The sequence below is a fragment of the Microbacterium pratiae genome (genome assembly GCF_047302165.1).
Classification (GTDB): Bacteria; Actinomycetota; Actinomycetes; order Actinomycetales; family Microbacteriaceae; genus Microbacterium.
On record NZ_CP154843.1, the window covers coordinates 2,892,501 to 2,910,983 of the forward strand.

Genomic DNA, 18,483 nt, shown 5'->3' on the forward strand with positions numbered 1-18,483 from the left:
AGTTCAAAACTTCGATGTTGCTGCGATGGAGCAGATGCTGTGGTCGCGCACCCCAGGAAGGTCATAGCTGACCGCGTGCACTACCCATCGGTCGAGCAATCAGCGCCGTTCCGGCAATGCCTCTCCCTGTCTGTCGCAGATCGTGAGCTGATGGTCCCCGAGGTGCGTTCAGCCTGCGCATCGGCGCGTCCGTCGTCGACCTGCCCCTCCGAGTCGGGATGGATAGCCGCACCGTAGGGGCCGCTACCGCGGGGCCGAGTATGCAGCGACCTCACCGAGCGAGACGCTGCTCGCGCCGACCATCGCACAGTGGCTAACTTTATGAGGCCAGGACTTCGTTGACGCGTGAGGATCTCGCGGAGGCTGGCGGCTTCCCGTCGTGGGCACCGTGACCGATGGTAGTTGTAGCGCAGGTTCCAGGTCCTAGCGTTGAGGCTCTTTTCTGCCACGATGCGGGTGTAGCGCTCGACTCTCCCGTTGCGTCGGCTTTGGGAGTCCGCGAGAAGCCCGCTGCGGCGCTAGCTGTCGAAGATGTCGCCGTCATCCGGTAGGTCTGCGGACGCGAAGAGGCGTTGCTGTTCGAGCATCGCGTCGAGCTTGGCTCGGAAATCGGGGTCGCGGGTCACCTCGCTCGCCAGCATCGATGCGACGTGTAGAGCGACGTGGAACCGGTGTACTGGCTTGCGTTTAGCTCGCGCTCGATCTCACGGAGCTGTTCGGTGTCGTCTCGTATCACGGCGTCGAGAGTCTGCAACGGCAGGTATGCGAGCTGGTCGATGTGGCTCATGAGGAGGCGAACTCTCTTTCCGCGGCGCGGGCCATCCGTCTCATTGCAGGCCGGGCTCGATGCTGCGCAAGAGGGTACTCCGCCGTGGAGAGCCTCACTCACACCGGCGAACACCCCGGCCGGCACACCCATCTCGTCGCCGGCCGGGATCACCAGCGTCGGCCAAGGAATGAGCCTGGTCGCGTCCGGCCCGCACGCCATGCTCGTGTGTCGGCCGCTCGTCGAGAACCACCAGCGCAGCGACATCCGCTTCGTCCCCGTCCGCGGGCTCGAGGGGTCCAGTCAGATCGCCCTCGTGTGGCGCTCCGACCGCACGACTCCCGCGCTCCGAGCGCTCGTGAGCCTTCTCGACAGGACCGCGCGGCCCGAGCATGCCGCCGTCACACCCTCGAGCGTGCCCGCGCGTATCGCCTGACCCCCGGGGCGTTGTGGCATGGAATGCCGCGGAGAACGCGCTCAGCGCAGCACTCGGGCCGTGCTTCCGCGGACCACGAATTCCACCGAGGGCAGCTGGACAGCCTCAGGTTCGTTGCCTTCAACCAACGCGACAAGCGCCTGCGCGCATGCTTTACCCCAGGCGATCACGTCCTGACGCACCGTTGTCAGGGGCGGCACGATGTAAGGCGCGAGCGGGATGTCGTCGAATCCGACGATCGACAAGTCGCCCGGCACGGTCAGGCCGCGGTCGATGGCGGCCGACATCCCGGCGATGGCCATCAGATCGTTGGCGTAGACGATCGCCGTCGGAGGATCCGACAGGTCGAGCAGCTCGTGGGTTGCCGAAGCCCCCGCCGCGCCCGTGAAATCGGCGCTGACAGCGGGCCCGGGCGGCAGCCCCAGGTGCGCCATCTCCTGCTCCCAGGCTTGCCGGCGGACGTGAGAGTGAATGTAGCGGTCCGGGCCGCCGACATGGGCGATGCGCCGATGCCCGAGGGCGCTCAGGTGGCGCACCGCGCGCCGCACGCCGGCGGCGTCATCCAAGCCGATGGGCGCTATTGCGCCATCCGCGGGACCAGCTGGGCCAACCATGACGAACGGCATGCCGAGGCGCGTCAACTCATCGGGACGGGTGTCGTCCATGCGGAGGTCGCCGAGGAAGACGCCGTCCACCCGCGATTCGCGCGCGAAGCTCACATACGCTGCGTGCTCGGCATCCTCACTCTCGACCACCTGGAGCATGAGGGCGTAGCCGATGCCCGACAGGCCGCTCTCGACGCCGGCGATGAATTGTGGGAAGAAGGGGTCGGTGCTGAACAGCTCGGGCTCGCGCCGCACGACATAGCCCAGAGCCTGCGCGCGGCTGCGAGAGAGGGCACGCGCGCGCGAATCGGGACGCCAGTCGAGATCGGCGGCAGCCTGCAGGATGCGCTGACGCGCGGTGTCGCCCACACCGCCGCGCCCGTTGAAGACGAACGACACGGCGCTCTTCGATACGCCCGCGCGCGCGGCAACATCACCGATGGTCACCTTGCGCTCCCGATGCTCGCCACGGGAGGGGCGGAGTCGACCCTCGGGGCTCTGCGAGGCAGCCGGGCCGGGCGGGGGCGTGGTCATCGACCCATCATAGCGCGCGTTTTAGCACTCCTTTAGTCGGGATGGGCCGCGTTGATCCGCGTCTTGATGCGGCACGGGCGCGTTCGGATCCGAGAGTTGACCTGCGCGAGACAAACCGGTTTACTACCAACGTCGGGATGCCTGCCGTCCACCTGAGACCGACGGCGCACGCGACTCGAGAATGAGGAGTGCCGCGATGACGCGCGTAGCAGACAGGGTCTCCGATCCGACCGACGTCGTCTCGCCCCGGACGACCGCATCACCGCGGCGGAAGCGACGAGTGCATCGTTGGCTGGGCGAGAATCCGATCGGCCTGCTGTTGAGCAGCCCGTATGTCGCCTTCGTCGTCGTCGTCTTCCTCGTGCCGTTCTGTTTCGGCATATGGATGTCTTTCCACGACTTCTTCTTCACCGCACCCGGGGTCACGGTGCCGCATCCGTTCGTCGGATTCGACAACTTCGCCACGGTGCTCGCCGACGCTCAGGTGCGGCAGGCATTCCTGAACCTGCTGATCTTCCTCGTCATCAACGTGCCGCTGACGGTCGTGCTCGGCCTGCTGCTCTCGAGCGGATTGAACGCCGTCGTGCACTGGAGGGGCTTCTTCCGCGTCGCCTACTACATCCCCTACGTGACCGCATCGGTCGCGACGATCGCGGTGTGGATCTTCCTGTTCAACGGCAACGGCGTCGTGAACGCACTGCTGGGCAGTCTCTCCCCCGACCCGACGTGGCTCGCGAACCCGACCATCATCATGCCGCTGATCGCGGTGTACGTGACGTGGAAGAACCTCGGCTTCTACATCCTGCTCTATCTGGCCGCACTGCAGAACGTGCCCGAAGAGCAGTACGAGGCCGCGCAACTCGACGGCGCCGGCCGCTGGCAGCGCTTCCGCTCGGTCACCCTGCCGGGAGTGGCACCGGTGACATCTCTGGTCATCCTCCTGTCGATCATCACAACCGGCCAGATCTTCACCGAGCCTTACCTGCTCACCGGCGGCGGGCCGAATGGCGCGTCCCTGACACCGGCACTGCTCATGTATCAGAAGGGCATCCAGCAGGGTCAACCCGACATCGCCGCCGCCATCGGGATGATCCTCGTCGTGGCCGTGATGGTCGTGTCGCTCGTGTCGCGCCGCCTGACGGAGAGGAAGAACTGATGACCACCGAAACCGCCCTCCCCGTCGACGCACCTGCAACACGCGCAGGCAGGCCCAGCGGGTCGCGCGTCGTCCCGGCTCTGCGCTTCGGCGCGCTCGCCCTCGGCGCCCTCGCTGCGCTCGTGCCCTTCTACTACATGGTGATCGGGGCGCTGCAGCGCGAACGCGACACCAGCCTGTTGGGCCTCTTGCCGCTGCCCGGCAACCTGACGCTCGACAACTTCACGGAGGTCAACGAGTCGATCAATCTGCTGCGCTCGCTCAGCAACTCGCTGATCATGACCGCCGGCGTCGTCGGCTGCACGCTCGTGTTCGGCCTGCTCGTCGGCTACGCGCTGTCGATCCTGCAGTTCCGCGGCCAGGGCCTCGTGTTCGCCCTGGTACTGCTGGTGCAGGCGATCCCGTTCCAGCTGCTGATGATCCCGCTCTATGTCATGGTCGTGCGCTACTTCAACCTCGCCGACAACTACATCGGCATGATCCTGCCGTTCGCGATCAACTCGGTCGCGGTACTCATCTTCCGCCAGTACTTCCTGCAGATCCCGAAAGAGATCTTCGACGCCGCTCGCATCGACGGTGCGAGCGAGATGCGCATCCTGCGCTCGATCGCGGTGCCCCTCGTGCGCCCCGCGGTGCTGACGGCCATGCTGGTGACCTTCATCGGACCGTGGAACGAGTTCCTCTGGCCGTTCCTGGTCACCAAGAACGCCGATCTGCAGACCCTCGCCGTGAGCCTGGCCAACTTCTCGCAGTCCAACGGCACCTTCCTCGCCAACCCGATGGGTGCTGTGCTCGCCGGAGCCTGCGTGCTGGCCGTGCCGGTCGTCGTGCTCTTCCTGCTCTTCCAGCGCCACTTCACCTCGGCGAACCTCGGGTCCGCCGTCAAGGGCTGACGCAGCCCGTCCCTCCGAACGAAAGACACAGGATGACCGCTCATTCCCCCGTGGGGTCGATGACCGACGTGCCGTACGCGCTGCGCCGGATCGGCACGATCATGACCGCCGACCCGAACGATCCATTCGAAGTCGAAGGCGTGCTCAACCCCGGCACAGCCTGGGGCCCCGATGGAGAGCTGTACCTCTACCCGCGCATCGTCGCCGAGGGCAATGTCTCGCGCATCGCACGTGCTCGCGTCGTGGTCGACGGCGGCGAACCGGTCGCCGTCGAACGCCTGGGTGTCGTGCTCTCACCCGACGAAGGATGGGAGTACGGCGCGAGCAACGCCGGCGTGGAAGACCCGCGCATCACGTTCGTCGAACCGCTCGGCCTGCACGTGATGACCTACGTCGCCTACGGACCGCTCGGCCCGAAGTCGGCGGTGGCCGTGTCGACCGACACCGTCACGTGGCGCCGACTCGGCCCCGTGCGGTTCGCCTACCAGCCCGAACTCGACTCGGACCTGAACCTGTTCCCGAACAAGGACATCGTCTTCTTCCCCGAGGCTGTTCTCGGCCCCGACGGCCGCCCGAGCCTCGCGGTGCTCCACCGCCCCATGTGGGACTTGGACTGGCTGCGTGACGGCGAGGGCGCGCGCCCCCCGGCCGGGATCGACGACGACCGTCCCTCGATCTGGATCGGCTACATCGATCTCGAGGCTGCGACGCGAGACCTCTCGGCGCTCACCCACATCGACAAGTCCGAGATGATCGTCGCGCCGGAGGCCTGGTACGAGAGCGCGAAGATCGGCGCCGGTCCCTCCCCGCTCCGCGTTCCCGAAGGCTGGCTGCTGCTGCACCACGGCGTCTCAGGCGCGAAGCCCAGGGGGTTCGAACTCGCACACGGCTCGAAGTACGCCGCGGGCGCCATCATCCTCGACGCTGCGGACCCCCGCCGGATCATCGCACGCTCGTCTGAACCGCTACTGGCACCCGAAGTCGCAGAAGAGGTGTCGGGCACGCTCGGCAACGTCGTCTTCCCGACAGCCATCGAAACCATCGGCGGGCGCGACTTCGTGTTCTACGGCATGGCCGACTCGTCGATCGGCGTCGCAGAGCTAGTCCGTACGACCGACTGATTCGCAGCGCGAACCGGACCGCAGACGACGCCCCCCTTCCACTGGGAGGGGGGTCCGTCGTCTGCGCGCTTCGCCACCCGCGAATCGACAGACGAGTGCGGCCGGTACCCCGCGGGGCTCCGGCCGCACTGTCGATCCGGTGTCAGGCGCGGCCTCGACGCGCGCCGCGCACCGCGGCGGCTCCCGCCACCAGCAGCACCCCGGCGATGCCGATCGCCCACGCGACGCCCGCGATCTGGCCGCCCGTCGCCGACAGCTCACCGTCGCGGTCCGCGTCTCCAGCGGACGGCGGGCCGGCAGGGTCGCCACCCGAACCGCCGCCTGCGCCGTCGTCCGAGCCACCGCCTGCGCCGTCGTCCGAGCCACCGCCTGTGCCGCCATCCGAGGGCGCAGCCGCGACCGTGACCCTCAGAGACGCGACATCCGTCTCACCCTGCGTCGCGACGAGGGTGTGCTCCCCCGGCGCGACATCGGCAGGGACGGTCGCCCTCAACTCGAACGCCCCATCGGCCTCCGCGGTGACATCGCCCAGGTCGACGGGCGTCGAACGCAACTGCACCACGTACTCGGCGCCGCTTTCGAATCCGGTGCCGACGACGCTGATCGGCGACCCGGCCCGCACCTCGCCCGGCACCGACAACATCGGAGCCGCGGGTGCTTCATCGAGCAGGAGCCCGTCGATAGCCGCACGGAGCGCCGCGGCCCGAGCATCCGCTGTTTCTTGCGAGATGCCCGCGGGCGCCCGCAGTACCGCCTTTGCGGCCTCGAGGGCCGGAAGCAGCGGCTGCCAGCTCTCTGAGGTGTACTGCGTGCTGTCGAGTGCGTTCGCCCGGTCGACCAGTGTCTGCAGCTCGGCGGTCGAGATGGCGATGTTCACGCTCGCCCAGACCGGCTCATCGCCGTTGGCGTGCAGCAGCAGCACCGGCGTCGACCCGGACCGACCCGTTGTCAGGTCGAACTCGATTCTGCCGTCGGCCGCCACGCGGGCGTCACCGTCGACGGTCGCGACCGCAGCATCGAGCGGGTAGGCCGAGAACGTATCGTCATCGTCGAGCGGGGTGATGGATGCCGCGACCACCGCGGTGCTGTCCGCATCGGCGGTCACCGACTCGGTCAGCGGCACGAAGTTGTAGCCGCCATACAGCTCGAGTTCGAAGACCGACATGCCGTAGCGCGTGACCGGCAGCCCCTCGACGCGCACGTAGCGCACTTCGGCGTCGGCGAAATCGACGACGTTGCGCAGCTCGGCCGACGTCTTCTGCACCCGCGCGAGCTCGCTCCACGTCGTGCCGTCGATCGAGCCCTGCACCCGGAAGTCGTTCGACGTCGCCGCCTCCCACGTGATGACCGCCTGGTTGATCGTGCGGTCGGCGCCCAGGTCGACCTGGAGCCAGCGTGGAGTGGTGTAGGGCGCGTTCTGCCGCTGCGACGCCCACCGGGTCGTCGTGTTGCCGTCGGTCGCGTACCGAGCAGCGAGCGCGTCGCTGAACTGCGAGTCGGCTGTCGTGTCTTTTCCGAGGGCGAGGTTCACGCGACCTGCGGGCGCGGCGTTCGCCGAGACGATCAGGTCATCGGGGAAGACCTCGAACTCCCACAGCGAGACGCCGTACTGCGAAGCACTTCGGGCCGATGCCTGCATCCGGACGTACCGGGCGTCTGCATCGATCTCGAGCACGTCGACGCCACCGTCGCTGCCGGATTCGGGAGTGGCGTACACATCGCGCCACGACGCGGCGTCATCGGAGACCTGGATGCGGTAGCGGGTCGCGTACGACGCCTCCCACCAGAGCCGCACTGCTCCGATCGGCTGCACCGACCCCAGGTCGACCTGCGTCCATGCGGCGTCGGACAGGTTCGAGCTCCACCGGGTGGCCATGTTCCCGTCGGTGATACTGCCGATCGCGCTGCCTCCCGACGCGGTCACCGACCGGCCGAGGGCGATGTTGCGCGTCGAGCCGACCTCGAACTCCGCGATACCGTACGGCCCGTCACCGACGCTTTCGAGCATCAGCAGGCGCACGTAGGTGGCCGCGTGCGGCGCGAACTCGATCGCATCCGTGCCACCGTCGCCGTCCTGCACGACTCGCTGATCGACCCAGGTGCGGCCGTCGAGAGACGTCTGCAGCAGGTAGCGCGACGCCGCAGCATCCGCCCACTGGATCGTGGCTCCCGTGACGAAAGAACCCACGCCCACATCGGCAGTGAGCCACTGCACGCCGGCCTCACTCGACCGCCACGCCGTACCGGCGTCGCCGTCACCCGCGAACGCGACGTCGGACCCGGTTGCCGTGCTGCTGGCGCTCAACGGCGACGCGGCGCCGCCCTCGGAGTCGGTCAGCGGCGCGGTCACCGTCTGCCCCAGATATGCGCCCGAACCGAGCGCGAACGTGCCGCGCTGGGTCGTGTCTGCGTCGATGAGGTCCACCCGGACCAGAAGCGCCGGCTTGTCCGGGTTGGCGAGGCTGACGACCGGCGAGTCGCCTGACTCGTCGAGGATCACGATCGCCGGCTGGTCGACGCGCAGCACGCGCCCGTCGCCGAGATCGAGGTCACCGGCTTCGTAGAACGTGGCCATCGTGCGCTCGAGCCCTGCGTGCCGTACCGCCTGCACCGACGTGTCGTTGCGTAGCGTCTCGACTGCGGGGGCTGCGGCATATGCGGCGACCTCGCCGGGGTCGACCGCCGGCAGGACCGTGTACTCGTAGCTCGCGTCCGCGGGCCGCGCACCGTGATCGAAGTAGAGCGTGAATGCGTCTCGCTCGACGACGTCCTGACCCACCCAGCTGCCGCTCTGCAGCTGACGTGAGACGCGCAGCGAGCCGTCGCCCGGCACGACGTAGCCGATCTGGTCGTTGTAGGCCCAGCGAGCGCCATCGAGCGGCTGGTCCGACGTGCCGGCCTCGAGCGCCGCGCCGCCCACCGAAGCGTTCGGCTTCGCGGACGCCTGGTTCACGACCGTATGCACCGTCGCGTCCGAGGTGGACCGGATGCCGGCGCCGAGGGCAACCATCTCGTCGTCGAAGTAGTAGTAACTCTTGCTCGCATTCGACGAGGCGCGATCGAGCGTGTACACGCTCGCACCGTAGGTGCCGTCGGAGACACCGCCGGTGAAGCTGCCGCCGTTGCCGACGCGCCCGTTCGTGCCGCGTGTCTGTTCCTTGACGTAGGGAGCGGTCACTCCCGGGTAGTGGAACCAGTCAAAGGCGGGCCCGAGCTCGAGGTACTCACGACCGGTCACCTGGATCGCGGTAGCGCCGGCGGAGTTCCAGTACACCTCGTTGCCGACGGCGGGACGGAACGTCGACCGGTACTCGGCTCCGACCGTGCGACTGGAGTTCAGGCGGGTGAAGATGCCGTAGTCGTCACGCAGCTGCGACGAGAACTCCGAGCGCCAGAAGTACTTGTTGCCGGTGACTCCGTTGCCGACCGCCTGCCCGCGGATGTTGGCCGCGAGATCGCGGTACGCGGTGGCGTACAGCGCGTCGGTGCGCACCATCTGATCGAGCGGCTCGAGGAACTCTGCGGCGTATCCGGTGATGCCGTCGACCGTCTTGGGCGGACGGTAGCCGAGATACAGCATCCCGACCTCACCTCGGATCATCCACCGGGTGCCGTTGATGATGTAGAACGCAATCGTGTCGAGCTGCCCGCGGGTGAAGCCGAGGCTGGTCCCCCGTGCAGCATCCGCCCAGATCGCGACGTTGGTGAACAGCGCCATGCCGTAGCCCTCGCTGTACAGCTGGGCCTCATGGGCCCAGAAGCTCGCGTCGGGCTGCACCGCCTCGTTGACGTCGCCGGACTCGTCGACCTCGACCGTTTCGACCATCGTGGCGAACCCCGCGGTGATGTCCTCGAAGTTGCGAGTCGACACCGCCTCGAAGAGGTAGTTGGTCGTCCGCCAAGCACCGTTCGCTCCGACGGGGTCGAGCTTGCCGGTGTTGTGCTCCTGCGCCGCGTCGAACGCCTCGTCCGACAGCTCATCGCCCACGAAGATCGCGATACGACCCATCACCATCGACTCGCCGATCTCGGTCTCCCACCAGTTCTGATTGCCGGGGTCGACCCGGTCCCAGTGCACGAGAGCGCGATCGAGGGCTGCTACCAGTGACGGGTCCTCGAACCCGGGGGCGTCGGGTGATCGATAGGCCTGCGCCATCGCGAGCATGCGGTACAGGGCGATGTAAGCGGACCACGTCGAGCCGTTCGCGGAGCTCGTGCGGTCGGCGTAGTTCACGTCCGCCCACGAGCCGTCCTCGTTCTGCGAGGCGACGTACTCCTGGGCCTCCGACGCGCGCGCGAGGTAGATGCCGTTGGCGATGATGATGTCATCGCCCTGTCCCAGGTAGTAGTCCTGCAGGCGGCTGACGATCAGGTCGACGTCCTCGTCGGGTGTGGCAGCAGCAGCCGTGGGCGGAGCGATGATGGCGGCGGCGCCGAGCACCAGGGCGGTGACGATCGCGACGAGCGCGGTAAGAGATCTCAAGACGGCTCCTTCGGCCTGACGGGCGCAGCGGAGCGTCGGTACGCGACACTGCGGAGGTGGGGATGATGCAGGACGGCATGGACACCGTCGATGGAATGGGAAGGCCGGGCGGAGGACGCCCTCCGCCCGGCCCGGGAATCAGCCCTGCGAGGCGAGCTGGTCGATCGTGTCTGCTGCGCCCTGCATGGTCTCATCGAGATCGGCGCTACCGGTCTGCACCGCGGCGCCCCAGGCGTCGCGGAAGGTCTGCCAGATCTCCGAGGCGTTCGCGATGTTCGGAACGTCGACCGTCAGCGGCACCTCCTGCGCGAAGGTGGCGAGCAGCGGGTCACCGGCCAGGTAGTCGGCCGCGACCTCGGTCAGGTCGGTGCGGATCGGGAACTGCCCCGTCGTCTCGAGCAGCGCCAGGTCATTGTCGGCGTTCATCGAGAACTGGGTGAAGTCCCACGCGGTCTGCTTGTTCTCGCACGAGGAGTAGATACCCACGTTCTTCGAGTCGCCGAACGTGTACGTCTCCTCCAGCGGGATGCCGTCGGCCGTGGGCAGCGGCACCACGCCGAACTCGACCTTGCCCTCGAACTGCGCGGCGCCCCACGGCCCCGCGATACCCATAGCTGCGACACCGTCGGCGAACGGTCCGGCCCAGGCGTCGCCGGAGTAAGCCTCGGCCGACGAGTAGCCCTCTGCGTAGAGCGTCTTCCAGAACTCGAGCGTCTCGAGTCCCTCCGGGCTCGTGAACGTCGCGGCACCGTCGGCGACGAGCTGCTCGCCGCCGGAGTTGGCCAGGAAGAACGGGTAGAAGTCGAACAGGGCGTTCGTGTAATCGCCGGATGCCGGCGGGTAAAGCGCGAAGTCCGCGGAACCCGCCGTCTTGATCGCTGCCGCAGCGGCCAGCACGTCGTCGTACGTCGATAGGCCCGGGTTCTCGGCATCCAGTCCGGCTTGGGCGAAGGCGGTCTTGTTGTAGTAGAGCATGAACGGGTTCGCCTTCCAGGGCACCTGGTACAGGTCGCCGTCGGGTGAGCGGAATCCGTCTGCGGCATCACCCGATCGCTCGGTGATGAACGACTCACCGTCGTCGAACGTCTTCGAGATGTTGACGAGACCGCCCTGCTTCTGGAACGCGGGTACCGCAGCAGGTGCCGTGTTGTAGACGAGGCACGGCGTGTTGCCCGCGGTGATGGCGGCCGCGATCGCATCCTCGGAGGACTTCCCCGAGGGGATGGCCTCGGCGGTCACCTGCGCGTCGGGGTTCTCCGCGTTCCACGCGTCGACGACGGCCTCCGCCCACGCGATCTCCTGCTCGTTGGTCGAGTACCAGATCTTGATCGGGCCTGTGGTCAGCTCAGAGCCTGAGCCGGAATCGGTGCCACCACCGGCACAAGCGGCGAGCGGCAGGCCGACGGCGACGAGTGCGGCGGCCGCGACAACGGAACGCTTCATTGCGCGCTAACTCCTTCGTAAGGCGCTGCCCGCTTCAGCGACGGAACTTCACTGTGGTGCGGCTCCCGATGCGTTCACCGGCGACGACTCCGGCACGCCGGAACGAGCTCGAAGTCGCGTCCTGCCACTACTCACGCGTGCGGGTCGCGTTCGCGGTGACAACGGATGCTGCGAGTCTAGTAAACCGGTTTGGTGTAAGATCTGTCAAGGCTCGATCAGGCCGGTCGAGAGGCAACTAAAACGGTCTATCCAAGCCCAGCCACCGCCTCCGCACCAGCAGGATCCGTCCTATCGACTCGCCAGGATCTGCGCATGCCGGAGGCGCGCGATCCGCGTTTCTTGGCGAGTCGACGTTCGGGTGCGTGAACCGAGTCGGGTGAACGGCTACCGGCGACCGGCCGCAACCCCCTTCCACCCGCATCCGCTCCCCCGTACCGTCGGCGGCATCCCCACGAAGATGCGAACCAAACGGAGGACGCGATGACCGATGTATCGAACCAGGGACCCTCTGAGGGTGACGACCGCGCCGAGCTAACCGACCGTCAAGGACACCCCGTCTACGACAACCAGAACCAGCGGACCGTCGGGGCCCGCGGGCCCGCGACGCTCGAGAACTACCACTTCCTCGAGAAGATCAGCCACTTCGATCGCGAGCGCATCCCCGAACGCGTCGTGCACGCACGAGGCTTCGTCGCCTTCGGCCACTTCGAGGCGACCGGCACGTGGGGCGATGAGCCCATCGCGCAGTTCACACGCGCGAAGCTCTTCCAGCAGCCGGGCAAGCGCACGGATGTCGCCGTCCGATTCTCGACTGTCATCGGCGGACGCGATTCGTCGGAGGCCGCGCGCGACCCGCGCGGGTTCGCCGTGAAGTTCTACACCGAAGACGGCAACTGGGACCTCGTCGGCAACAACCTCGGCGTCTTCTTCATCCGCGACGCGATCAAGTTCCCCGACGTCATCCACTCGCTCAAGCCCGACCCGGTCACCTTCCGGCAGGAACCGGCGCGCATCTTCGACTTCATGTCGCAGACGCCCGAGTCGATGCACATGCTCGTCAATCTGTTCAGCCCCCGCGGCATCCCGGCCAATTATCGGACTCAGCAGGGTTTCGGGGTCAACACCTACAAATGGGTCAATGAGCAGGGCGAGACGAAGCTCGTGAAGTATCACTGGATCCCGTCAGTCGGAGTCAGCTCGATGACCGAAGCGGATGCCGCCGCCGTGCAGGCCGGCGACCTCGGTCACGCATCGCTCGACATGTACGAGGCGATCGAGCGCGGCGAGTATCCCGAATGGGAGCTGCGGGTGCAGATGATGGACGACCACGACCACCCCGAACTCGATTTCGATCCGCTCGACGACACCAAGGTGTGGCCCGAGAACGAGTTCCCGCCGCGTACGGTCGGCAAGATGCTGCTCAATCGGAACGTCTCGAACTTCTTCGCCGAGAACGAGCAGATCTCATTCGGCACCGGCGTCCTGGTCGACGGCCTCGACTTCTCCGACGACAAGATGCTCGTGGGACGCACGTTCTCCTACTCCGACACCCAGCGCTACCGCGTCGGCCCGAATTACCTGCAGCTGCCGGTCAATTCTCCGAAGAACGCCGCGGTGGCCACTAACCTCCGCGATGGGCAGATGGCCTACCACGTCGACAACGGCGGCGAGAATCCCCACGTCAACTACGAGCCGTCCATCACCGGCGGGCTTCGCGAGGCGCAGTACCCCGCGCACGACGAGCAGGGGCCGGAGATCGTGGGGCGAGTCACCCGCAAGCGGATCCCGCGGACCAACGACTACACGCAGGCGGGGCAGCGCTACCTGCTGATGGAGGAATGGGAACGCGACGACCTCGTGGCGAACTTCGTCGACCTGATCGGGCAGGCCGCTCGTCCCGTCCAGGAGCGGATGCTCTGGCACTTCTACATGGTGGAGGACAACCTCGGCCGCCGCGTCGGCGAGGGCCTCGGAATCACGCTGGACGAAATCAAGGATCTGCCGCCTCTGCAGTCGCAAACCCTCAGTGACGACGAGCTCGACCGGCTCCGCAATCTCGGCCACAACGGCTCTCGAGACGTGGCCGATCTTCAGATGACTCATTGCGTCCCCAATGCCCGGGCACAGGTGGGGTGATCTCGCGATAGCACGACACGAAATGAAGTCGTCGAGTGGTGATGCGAAACGTCGACAAAGGGTTAATATGTCTGGCATGGCCCGCAAACAAATCACCCAGCTCATCGACGATCTCGACGGAACCGTTCTCGAGAGCGGCGAAGGAAAGCAGATCACGTTCTCCATCGAGGGACGCGCGTACGAGATCGACCTGTCCGATGACAACGCCGAGAAGTTCTACAAGGCGCTGGCACCGTTCGTGGATGTCGCTCGCTCGATCCGTGCGAACACGCCCTCGCGTTCGCGATCGTCGCGCGCGAACAAGAGCGACCTCGACCTGACGGCCGTCCGCGAATGGGCGCGTTCGAACGGTCACACCGTCAACGAGCGCGGCCGTGTTCCGGCGGCCGTGATCGACGCTTACCGCGCCGCGAACTGACACCACCCCCTCGCAGAAATGGCTCAGGCACCTCCAGGCCTGAGCCATTTCTCGTTCCTCGAGATCGATGGAGTGCGCGATGAACGGAGAAACCCCCGGCACGAGCGAACCCGCGAGCAGCGGCGCAAACGGGGTCGCGATCGGGATCGCTCTCGGCCTTCCGCTCGGCAGCGCCATCGGAATGCTGGTATTCGACAACATCGCGCTCGGCGGCGCGATCGGCCTCTCTCTCGGGATCGTGCTGGGCGTCGCGGCCGACGCGCGTCGCCGCGATCAGTCGGATGACGCGGATGGCGCCGACTGAGCGCGCTGCCCGCCGCTCGAGCTAGAACCGCCGTTCACGACATAGGTCGCTACGAGCATCGGCACGAATGCCAGCGCCACGACGATGGGCCCGAGAAACCACAGCCCTGACAGCGACGAGGTGAACATGGTCGACCCGAAGATGATGAAGGCGACCCCGACGATGCGCACCGCCCGCACTCGACCGGGTTCCCGCGTGGGAAATGTCCACATCGGATACGGCTCATCCGGGCGCAAGCGCACGAGCCAGACGACCGAGACGACCTGCATCGCCGCTCCGGCGGCGACGAGTAACAACCACATCCACGAGAAATCCATCTCATCGATGCAATCACACCGGGGCGTCGACGGCCAGCGATGAGGAGATCAGTCGTCGCGAGAGGCCCGGAGAGCGCGCCGCCGACGGATGCCGTAGACCAGCGCCACCACCCAGTAGAGGGCCAGGAGCGGTGAGATGACGGCGAGCACGACGCGGATGACATCGCCACCGTTGATCGCCCACGGAATCCAGATCGCCGACATCCCCACCCAGACGATCGTCTGCATGACGATGACGCCGAACGGGGTCGTGGCGGAGGCCGTTCCGATTCGCTGCCACAGACTCTGCACCCAGCGAACCTAACAGCCGATCAGCCCCGGTCGTGAAGCGTGACGTGGTACCCGTCGGGATCGGCGAAGGTGAAGGTCAGCCCGAACGGGCCGTCTACAGGCTCAGACACGATTCGGTGCCCGGCGGCGAGCAGTTCGTCGTGGATAGCCTGTACGCCGGTCGCGTGGAACCACAAGGCCACGCCGCGGCCCGGCTGCTCGAGTGCGTCGAGATCGACGCCGGGCATGGGATCGCGCAGGGCGAATGCGATCGGCGACGTCGAGAACACCACGGCATGAGGCGGCCCCTGCGGCGATCTCTCGAGCCCCAGGAATCGTTCGTAGAACGCCTGGGCGGCCGTGAGGTCGCGTACCTGCAGAGAGATGAAGTCGGGTCCGGTGGCGGGCATGAGCACAGTCCTTTCGTGTCAGTTTTCTGACACTGATCAGTATGTCAGAATACTGACATGAGTCAAGACGCCGCCGGTATCGACTTGGAGACCTCGATGGGCTACCTCGTGAAGGAGGTCTCGAGCGCACTTCGATCGGCGATGGAGGACGTCCTGCGCCCGCTCGGCATGAACATCACGCACTACTCGTGCTTGGAGCTGCTCGCACAGCGCCCCGGGCTGTCGAACTCCGAGCTCGCCCGCGGCACGTTCGTCACCCGCCAGAGCATGAACGTGCTGCTGCAGGCCCTCGAACGCGACGGCGAGGTGGTCCGGGCGACCACCCCGGCGGCCGGCAAGGCGCTGCCGACGGAGCTCACCGAACGCGGGCGCCGGCGCCTGGCCGCCGCCACCGCCGCGGTGCGCGGAGTGGAAGTGCGGATGCTGTCCGGGCTCGATGACACCGACAGGCTGACGACGTTCCGGGCTCTCCGCGCGATGGCCGGATCGCTGCGGTCCCAACCCGGTCTCTAGGCTGGGCGCGTGCCCGGTTTCTTCACGCTCCTCTTCGCGGCCCTCGGCATCGCGCTCGCCGCCCGCGACTCGCGCCGCCTGCTGCCGGGCGTCCTCCTCACGCTCGCCGCCACATCCCTCGTCTCCGCGGTCGTGGTCTTCATCCTCGGCATCGGCGGTGTCATCCTGGTGTCGCTGACCGGCCCCGGCGGAGACGTGGCCGCCGTCCTCCTGATCTTCATCGTCCCCCTGCTCGCGGGCGTCGGGCTCGGCGTCGCCTTGGTCGGCAACGGCATCGTGATGCTGCGGCGCGAAGGACGATCGCTGGCGAATCGCCTCTCGCTGCTCGCCGGGGTCGGCGTCCTGGCCATCCTCGCGCTGGGGGTCGTCGCCGTGCTCGCGCGTTGGTTCGAGTTCGCCGTCATCGTGCTGCTCCTCGCCGGACCGATCGGCTATGTCGGGATGGGCTTCGTCTCGTACCTCTGCTGGTCGGCGGTCTACGCCCGCATCGCGCGACGCGGCCCGGCCCCGGCGGCGATCGTCACGCTCGGGTCGGGTCTGCGCCGGGACGGCAGCGTGCCGCCGTTGCTCGCGCAGCGCGTCGCACTCGGCGTCGAAACGTTGCAGCGCTTTCCCGGCGCGGTACTCGTCCTCTCGGGCGGCCAAGGCGCCGACGAGCCTCGAAGCGAGGCTGCGGGCATGGCGGAGCACGCCGCCGGGCTCGGCGCCCCGCCCGAGCGCCTGGTGATGGAGGATTCTTCCCGCACCACCGAGGAGAACCTCACGCTGACCCGTGAGATCCTCGCCGACCGCGGCATCACAGGCCCGGTGCTCGCCGTGACGAGCGACTACCACGCTTTTCGCGCCGCCACACTGCTGCGGACGCTCGGGATGCCGGGCAATGCGATCGGTGCTCGCACCGCCCGCTACTACCGGCCGAGCGCGCTGCTGCGCGAGTACCTCGCTCTCCTCCGCGACCACCGCCTGCTCAACATCATCGCCGTCGGCGTGCTGATGGTGCCCGTGATCGCATTCGCTGCGCTCTCGCTCGTACAGCTCCTCGCGGATTGAAGGTCATCCTGCCGGGCTAGGCGAGATCAGTCGGCAGGCTCACGACACCAGGCTCGTTCCCCGCGAGGCTGAAGGCATGATCGAACCCGCACGAATCCTCGTCGTCTCCGACGATTGGCTGCCTCGCGACTGGATGCCGGGGGTAGCGACATCCGTCGTCGTGGTCTTCGCCGTCGCAGCGGCTGTCGCAGCGATCCTGTTCGTCTCGAGCCTGATCTCGATCCTCGCCTCGCCCCGCTACACCGGCGGCGGCAAACTGCTGTGGATCATCGGGATCTTCGTCTTCCCGATCGCCGGTCCACTCGTCTGGTGGCTCGGTGGCCGCAACGCCCGCATCCGCACCGACCGTGTGTGACCGGACGCGGCCGGCCTCACGACATCACGAGATGGCGACGGCGTGGCCCGTCACGGTGATGCCTCCCTCGGCGGGGATGTCGACGGTCAGCTCCCCCGGCCGGCCGACGTGTCGGCCCTGCTCGATCACGATGACCGCGGGAGCATCGACCGCGCCGAGCGAGCGCAGATAGGCGCCGAACGACGCCGCAGCCGATCCCGTCGCCGGGTCCTCCGTGATGCGCCCCACCGGAAACAGGTTGCGCGCCTGGAACCGATCGGATGCGGCCCGGAACGCCACAGTGATCGTGGCCGGCCATCCTCGATCATCGAGCAGCGCGCGAACCGCGTCGGGCTCGAAGGAGAAGCCGTCGAAGGTCTTCTGATCCGCGAGCACGACGACCGGATGCGCGTTGCCCGTGTTCGCGAGTCGCGGCGGCAGTTCGGGGTCGAGGTCAGCTCGCGAGAGACCGAGCAGAGAGAGGATCGCGTCGAGATCAGCGTCATCGAGTTCGCGGACGGACGGCTCGACGCTGGTGAAGGATGCCCGGATGCCGTCGTCGTCGCGCGAGACCGCGATCGACACGTCGCCGACGGGGGTGTCGAACCGTACCGCGCCGTCTGCGGCGACCTTCCCCCGCTCGGCGAGCGCCACTGCGGTGGCGACGGTGGCGTGCCCGCAGAAGGGGACTTCGGCGATGGGCGAGAAGTAGCGGACCGAGCGGGCCCCATCAACGGTCGTCCCGGTGACGAAAGCCGTCTCGGCATAGTCGACGTCGGCCGCTATCCGCTGCATGGCCCGGGCGTCGAGCGCGCCCGCATCGAGGACGACGCCGGCGGGATTGCCGCCTTCGGGTCGGGTGCTGAACGCGGTGTATCGCAGGACCTCGGGCGTGCTCATCCGTTCAGGCTACGCCCGCCATCGCGGTGTCCGACGACGCCGCCATGATGGAACGATGCGACGTGTTCTCACCTCTGACCATGAAGCACCTGAACGGCCCCCGCTACAGGTTGAGCCCGGCGACGTCGTCTCTGTCGGCGCCTGGGATACCGAATGGCCGGCCTTCGTCTTCGTCACCGCGCCCGACGGCTCGGGCTGGGTGCCCGGAATACACCTCCACATCGAGGGATCGGTCGGCACGGTCGTGACGGGGTATGACACCACCGAGCTCTCCCAGGCCGAAGGGAGCGTCGTCGAGGTGGTCGTGGACGACGCCGAGAGCGGCTGGTCGTGGTGCCGTGCCGAATCCGGCCACGAAGGCTGGATCCCCCATCGGGTCCTCCGCGACACCTGA

General features: G+C 67.4%; 20 protein-coding genes. 11 read left to right on the forward strand and 9 right to left on the reverse strand.

What is annotated here, in order from left to right; genetic code table 11:
- Positions 1–518: 518 nt before the first annotated feature.
- On the reverse strand, positions 519–641 hold the full coding sequence (locus AA0Y20_RS13795; protein ID WP_412935358.1) for a hypothetical protein: 123 nt from the start codon (positions 639–641) through the stop codon (positions 519–521).
- Positions 623–787 carry a hypothetical protein gene (locus AA0Y20_RS13800; protein WP_412935361.1) on the reverse strand — a complete coding sequence of 55 codons (165 nt, stop codon included), beginning with the start codon at positions 785–787 and terminating at the stop codon, positions 623–625. Before AA0Y20_RS13800 ends, AA0Y20_RS13795 begins: the two co-directional genes overlap by 19 nt.
- Before the next feature lie 169 nt (positions 788–956).
- On the opposite strand from AA0Y20_RS13800, the gene AA0Y20_RS13805 reads away from it, so the two are divergent.
- Positions 957–1,202, forward strand: coding sequence for a hypothetical protein (locus AA0Y20_RS13805; protein WP_412935364.1), 246 nt, complete (start codon positions 957–959; stop codon positions 1,200–1,202).
- A 41-nt stretch (positions 1,203–1,243) separates the two neighbouring features.
- Here AA0Y20_RS13805 and AA0Y20_RS13810 read toward each other — a convergent pair whose 3' ends face one another.
- Complete coding sequence (locus tag AA0Y20_RS13810) at positions 1,244–2,341, reverse strand: LacI family DNA-binding transcriptional regulator (protein ID WP_412935366.1); 1,098 nt, start codon at positions 2,339–2,341, stop codon at positions 1,244–1,246.
- A 196-nt stretch (positions 2,342–2,537) separates the two neighbouring features.
- On the opposite strand from AA0Y20_RS13810, the gene AA0Y20_RS13815 reads away from it, so the two are divergent.
- From AA0Y20_RS13815 to AA0Y20_RS13825, 3 genes are read left to right on the forward strand one after another with little or no spacing between them, the layout of a single operon-like run.
- Complete coding sequence (locus AA0Y20_RS13815) at positions 2,538–3,497, forward strand: carbohydrate ABC transporter permease (protein WP_412935368.1); 960 nt, start codon at positions 2,538–2,540, stop codon at positions 3,495–3,497.
- Entirely contained in the window at positions 3,497–4,390 is an 894-nt protein-coding gene (locus tag AA0Y20_RS13820; RefSeq protein ID WP_412935371.1) for a carbohydrate ABC transporter permease, read from the forward strand. Before AA0Y20_RS13815 ends, AA0Y20_RS13820 begins: the two co-directional genes overlap by 1 nt.
- Positions 4,391–4,422: 32 nt before the next feature.
- A complete protein-coding gene (locus AA0Y20_RS13825; RefSeq protein ID WP_412935373.1) occupies positions 4,423–5,511 on the forward strand; it encodes a glycosidase in 1,089 nt (362 codons plus the stop codon).
- A 142-nt stretch (positions 5,512–5,653) separates the two neighbouring features.
- Here the strand turns inward: AA0Y20_RS13825 and AA0Y20_RS13830 are convergent, their stop codons facing one another.
- The gene (locus tag AA0Y20_RS13830) at positions 5,654–9,994 is read right to left on the reverse strand and encodes a discoidin domain-containing protein (protein WP_412935374.1); all 4,341 of its coding nucleotides are present in this window, start codon (positions 9,992–9,994) and stop codon (positions 5,654–5,656) included.
- Between the two features lie 138 nt (positions 9,995–10,132).
- Positions 10,133–11,437, reverse strand: coding sequence for an ABC transporter substrate-binding protein (locus AA0Y20_RS13835; RefSeq protein WP_412935377.1), 1,305 nt, complete (start codon positions 11,435–11,437; stop codon positions 10,133–10,135).
- Positions 11,438–11,917: 480 nt separating this feature from the next.
- On the opposite strand from AA0Y20_RS13835, the gene AA0Y20_RS13840 reads away from it, so the two are divergent.
- From AA0Y20_RS13840 to AA0Y20_RS13850, 3 genes are all read left to right on the forward strand, one after another.
- On the forward strand, positions 11,918–13,573 hold the full coding sequence (locus AA0Y20_RS13840) for a catalase (protein WP_412935380.1): 1,656 nt from the start codon (positions 11,918–11,920) through the stop codon (positions 13,571–13,573).
- A 76-nt stretch (positions 13,574–13,649) separates the two neighbouring features.
- On the forward strand, positions 13,650–13,991 hold the full coding sequence (locus AA0Y20_RS13845; RefSeq protein WP_412935383.1) for a histone-like nucleoid-structuring protein Lsr2: 342 nt from the start codon (positions 13,650–13,652) through the stop codon (positions 13,989–13,991).
- 79 nt (positions 13,992–14,070) lie between these two features.
- Positions 14,071–14,295, forward strand: a complete 225-nt coding sequence (locus AA0Y20_RS13850; RefSeq protein ID WP_412935386.1) for a hypothetical protein — start codon at positions 14,071–14,073, stop codon at positions 14,293–14,295.
- On the opposite strand, the gene AA0Y20_RS13855 is transcribed toward AA0Y20_RS13850, so the two are convergent.
- From AA0Y20_RS13855 to AA0Y20_RS13865, 3 genes are read right to left on the reverse strand one after another with little or no spacing between them, the layout of a single operon-like run.
- Positions 14,265–14,612 (reverse strand): hypothetical protein, encoded by a 348-nt coding sequence (locus AA0Y20_RS13855; RefSeq protein WP_412935388.1) that lies wholly within the window; start codon positions 14,610–14,612, stop codon positions 14,265–14,267. The genes AA0Y20_RS13850 and AA0Y20_RS13855 overlap by 31 nt on opposite strands.
- A 48-nt stretch (positions 14,613–14,660) precedes the next feature.
- Positions 14,661–14,903: a hypothetical protein gene (locus AA0Y20_RS13860; RefSeq protein WP_412935390.1), complete on the reverse strand. Its 243-nt coding sequence runs from the start codon at positions 14,901–14,903 to the stop codon at positions 14,661–14,663.
- Between the two features lie 20 nt (positions 14,904–14,923).
- Positions 14,924–15,292 (reverse strand): VOC family protein, encoded by a 369-nt coding sequence (locus AA0Y20_RS13865; RefSeq protein WP_412935392.1) that lies wholly within the window; start codon positions 15,290–15,292, stop codon positions 14,924–14,926.
- Positions 15,293–15,349: 57 nt separating this feature from the next.
- Between AA0Y20_RS13865 and AA0Y20_RS13870 the strand changes: the two genes are divergently transcribed.
- From AA0Y20_RS13870 to AA0Y20_RS13880, 3 genes are all read left to right on the forward strand, one after another.
- Complete coding sequence (locus AA0Y20_RS13870; RefSeq protein WP_412935393.1) at positions 15,350–15,805, forward strand: MarR family winged helix-turn-helix transcriptional regulator; 456 nt, start codon at positions 15,350–15,352, stop codon at positions 15,803–15,805.
- A gap of 9 nt (positions 15,806–15,814) precedes the next feature.
- Entirely contained in the window at positions 15,815–16,855 is a 1,041-nt protein-coding gene (locus AA0Y20_RS13875; protein ID WP_412935396.1) for a YdcF family protein, read from the forward strand.
- Between the two features lie 76 nt (positions 16,856–16,931).
- Positions 16,932–17,210, forward strand: a complete 279-nt coding sequence (locus AA0Y20_RS13880; protein WP_412935397.1) for a PLDc N-terminal domain-containing protein — start codon at positions 16,932–16,934, stop codon at positions 17,208–17,210.
- Between the two features lie 24 nt (positions 17,211–17,234).
- Here AA0Y20_RS13880 and AA0Y20_RS13885 read toward each other — a convergent pair whose 3' ends face one another.
- The gene (locus AA0Y20_RS13885; RefSeq protein ID WP_412935399.1) at positions 17,235–18,089 is read right to left on the reverse strand and encodes a PhzF family phenazine biosynthesis protein; all 855 of its coding nucleotides are present in this window, start codon (positions 18,087–18,089) and stop codon (positions 17,235–17,237) included.
- 55 nt (positions 18,090–18,144) lie between these two features.
- Between AA0Y20_RS13885 and AA0Y20_RS13890 the strand changes: the two genes are divergently transcribed.
- Positions 18,145–18,483 carry an SH3 domain-containing protein gene (locus tag AA0Y20_RS13890; RefSeq protein ID WP_412935402.1) on the forward strand — a complete coding sequence of 113 codons (339 nt, stop codon included), beginning with the start codon at positions 18,145–18,147 and terminating at the stop codon, positions 18,481–18,483.

Bases quoted from the DNA above. Each gene is read 5' to 3' on its own strand.
- AA0Y20_RS13855 (WP_412935388.1), bottom strand. From the start codon at position 14,612: ATGGATTTCTCGTGGATGTGGTTGTTACTCGTCGCCGCCGGAGCGGCG.
- AA0Y20_RS13825 (WP_412935373.1), top strand. From the start codon at position 4,423: ATGACCGCTCATTCCCCCGTGGGGTCGATGACCGACGTGCCGTACGCG.
- AA0Y20_RS13835 (WP_412935377.1), bottom strand. From the start codon at position 11,437: ATGAAGCGTTCCGTTGTCGCGGCCGCCGCACTCGTCGCCGTCGGCCTG.
- AA0Y20_RS13795 (WP_412935358.1), bottom strand. From the start codon at position 641: ATGCTGGCGAGCGAGGTGACCCGCGACCCCGATTTCCGAGCCAAGCTC.
- AA0Y20_RS13820 (WP_412935371.1), top strand. From the start codon at position 3,497: ATGACCACCGAAACCGCCCTCCCCGTCGACGCACCTGCAACACGCGCA.
- AA0Y20_RS13800 (WP_412935361.1), bottom strand. From the start codon at position 787: ATGAGCCACATCGACCAGCTCGCATACCTGCCGTTGCAGACTCTCGAC.
- AA0Y20_RS13810 (WP_412935366.1), bottom strand. From the start codon at position 2,341: ATGACCACGCCCCCGCCCGGCCCGGCTGCCTCGCAGAGCCCCGAGGGT.
- AA0Y20_RS13840 (WP_412935380.1), top strand. From the start codon at position 11,918: ATGACCGATGTATCGAACCAGGGACCCTCTGAGGGTGACGACCGCGCC.
- AA0Y20_RS13870 (WP_412935393.1), top strand. From the start codon at position 15,350: ATGAGTCAAGACGCCGCCGGTATCGACTTGGAGACCTCGATGGGCTAC.
- AA0Y20_RS13885 (WP_412935399.1), bottom strand. From the start codon at position 18,089: ATGAGCACGCCCGAGGTCCTGCGATACACCGCGTTCAGCACCCGACCC.
- AA0Y20_RS13865 (WP_412935392.1), bottom strand. From the start codon at position 15,292: ATGCCCGCCACCGGACCCGACTTCATCTCTCTGCAGGTACGCGACCTC.
- AA0Y20_RS13890 (WP_412935402.1), top strand. From the start codon at position 18,145: ATGCGACGTGTTCTCACCTCTGACCATGAAGCACCTGAACGGCCCCCG.
- AA0Y20_RS13805 (WP_412935364.1), top strand. From the start codon at position 957: ATGAGCCTGGTCGCGTCCGGCCCGCACGCCATGCTCGTGTGTCGGCCG.
- AA0Y20_RS13815 (WP_412935368.1), top strand. From the start codon at position 2,538: ATGACGCGCGTAGCAGACAGGGTCTCCGATCCGACCGACGTCGTCTCG.
- AA0Y20_RS13845 (WP_412935383.1), top strand. From the start codon at position 13,650: ATGGCCCGCAAACAAATCACCCAGCTCATCGACGATCTCGACGGAACC.
- AA0Y20_RS13850 (WP_412935386.1), top strand. From the start codon at position 14,071: ATGAACGGAGAAACCCCCGGCACGAGCGAACCCGCGAGCAGCGGCGCA.
- AA0Y20_RS13880 (WP_412935397.1), top strand. From the start codon at position 16,932: ATGATCGAACCCGCACGAATCCTCGTCGTCTCCGACGATTGGCTGCCT.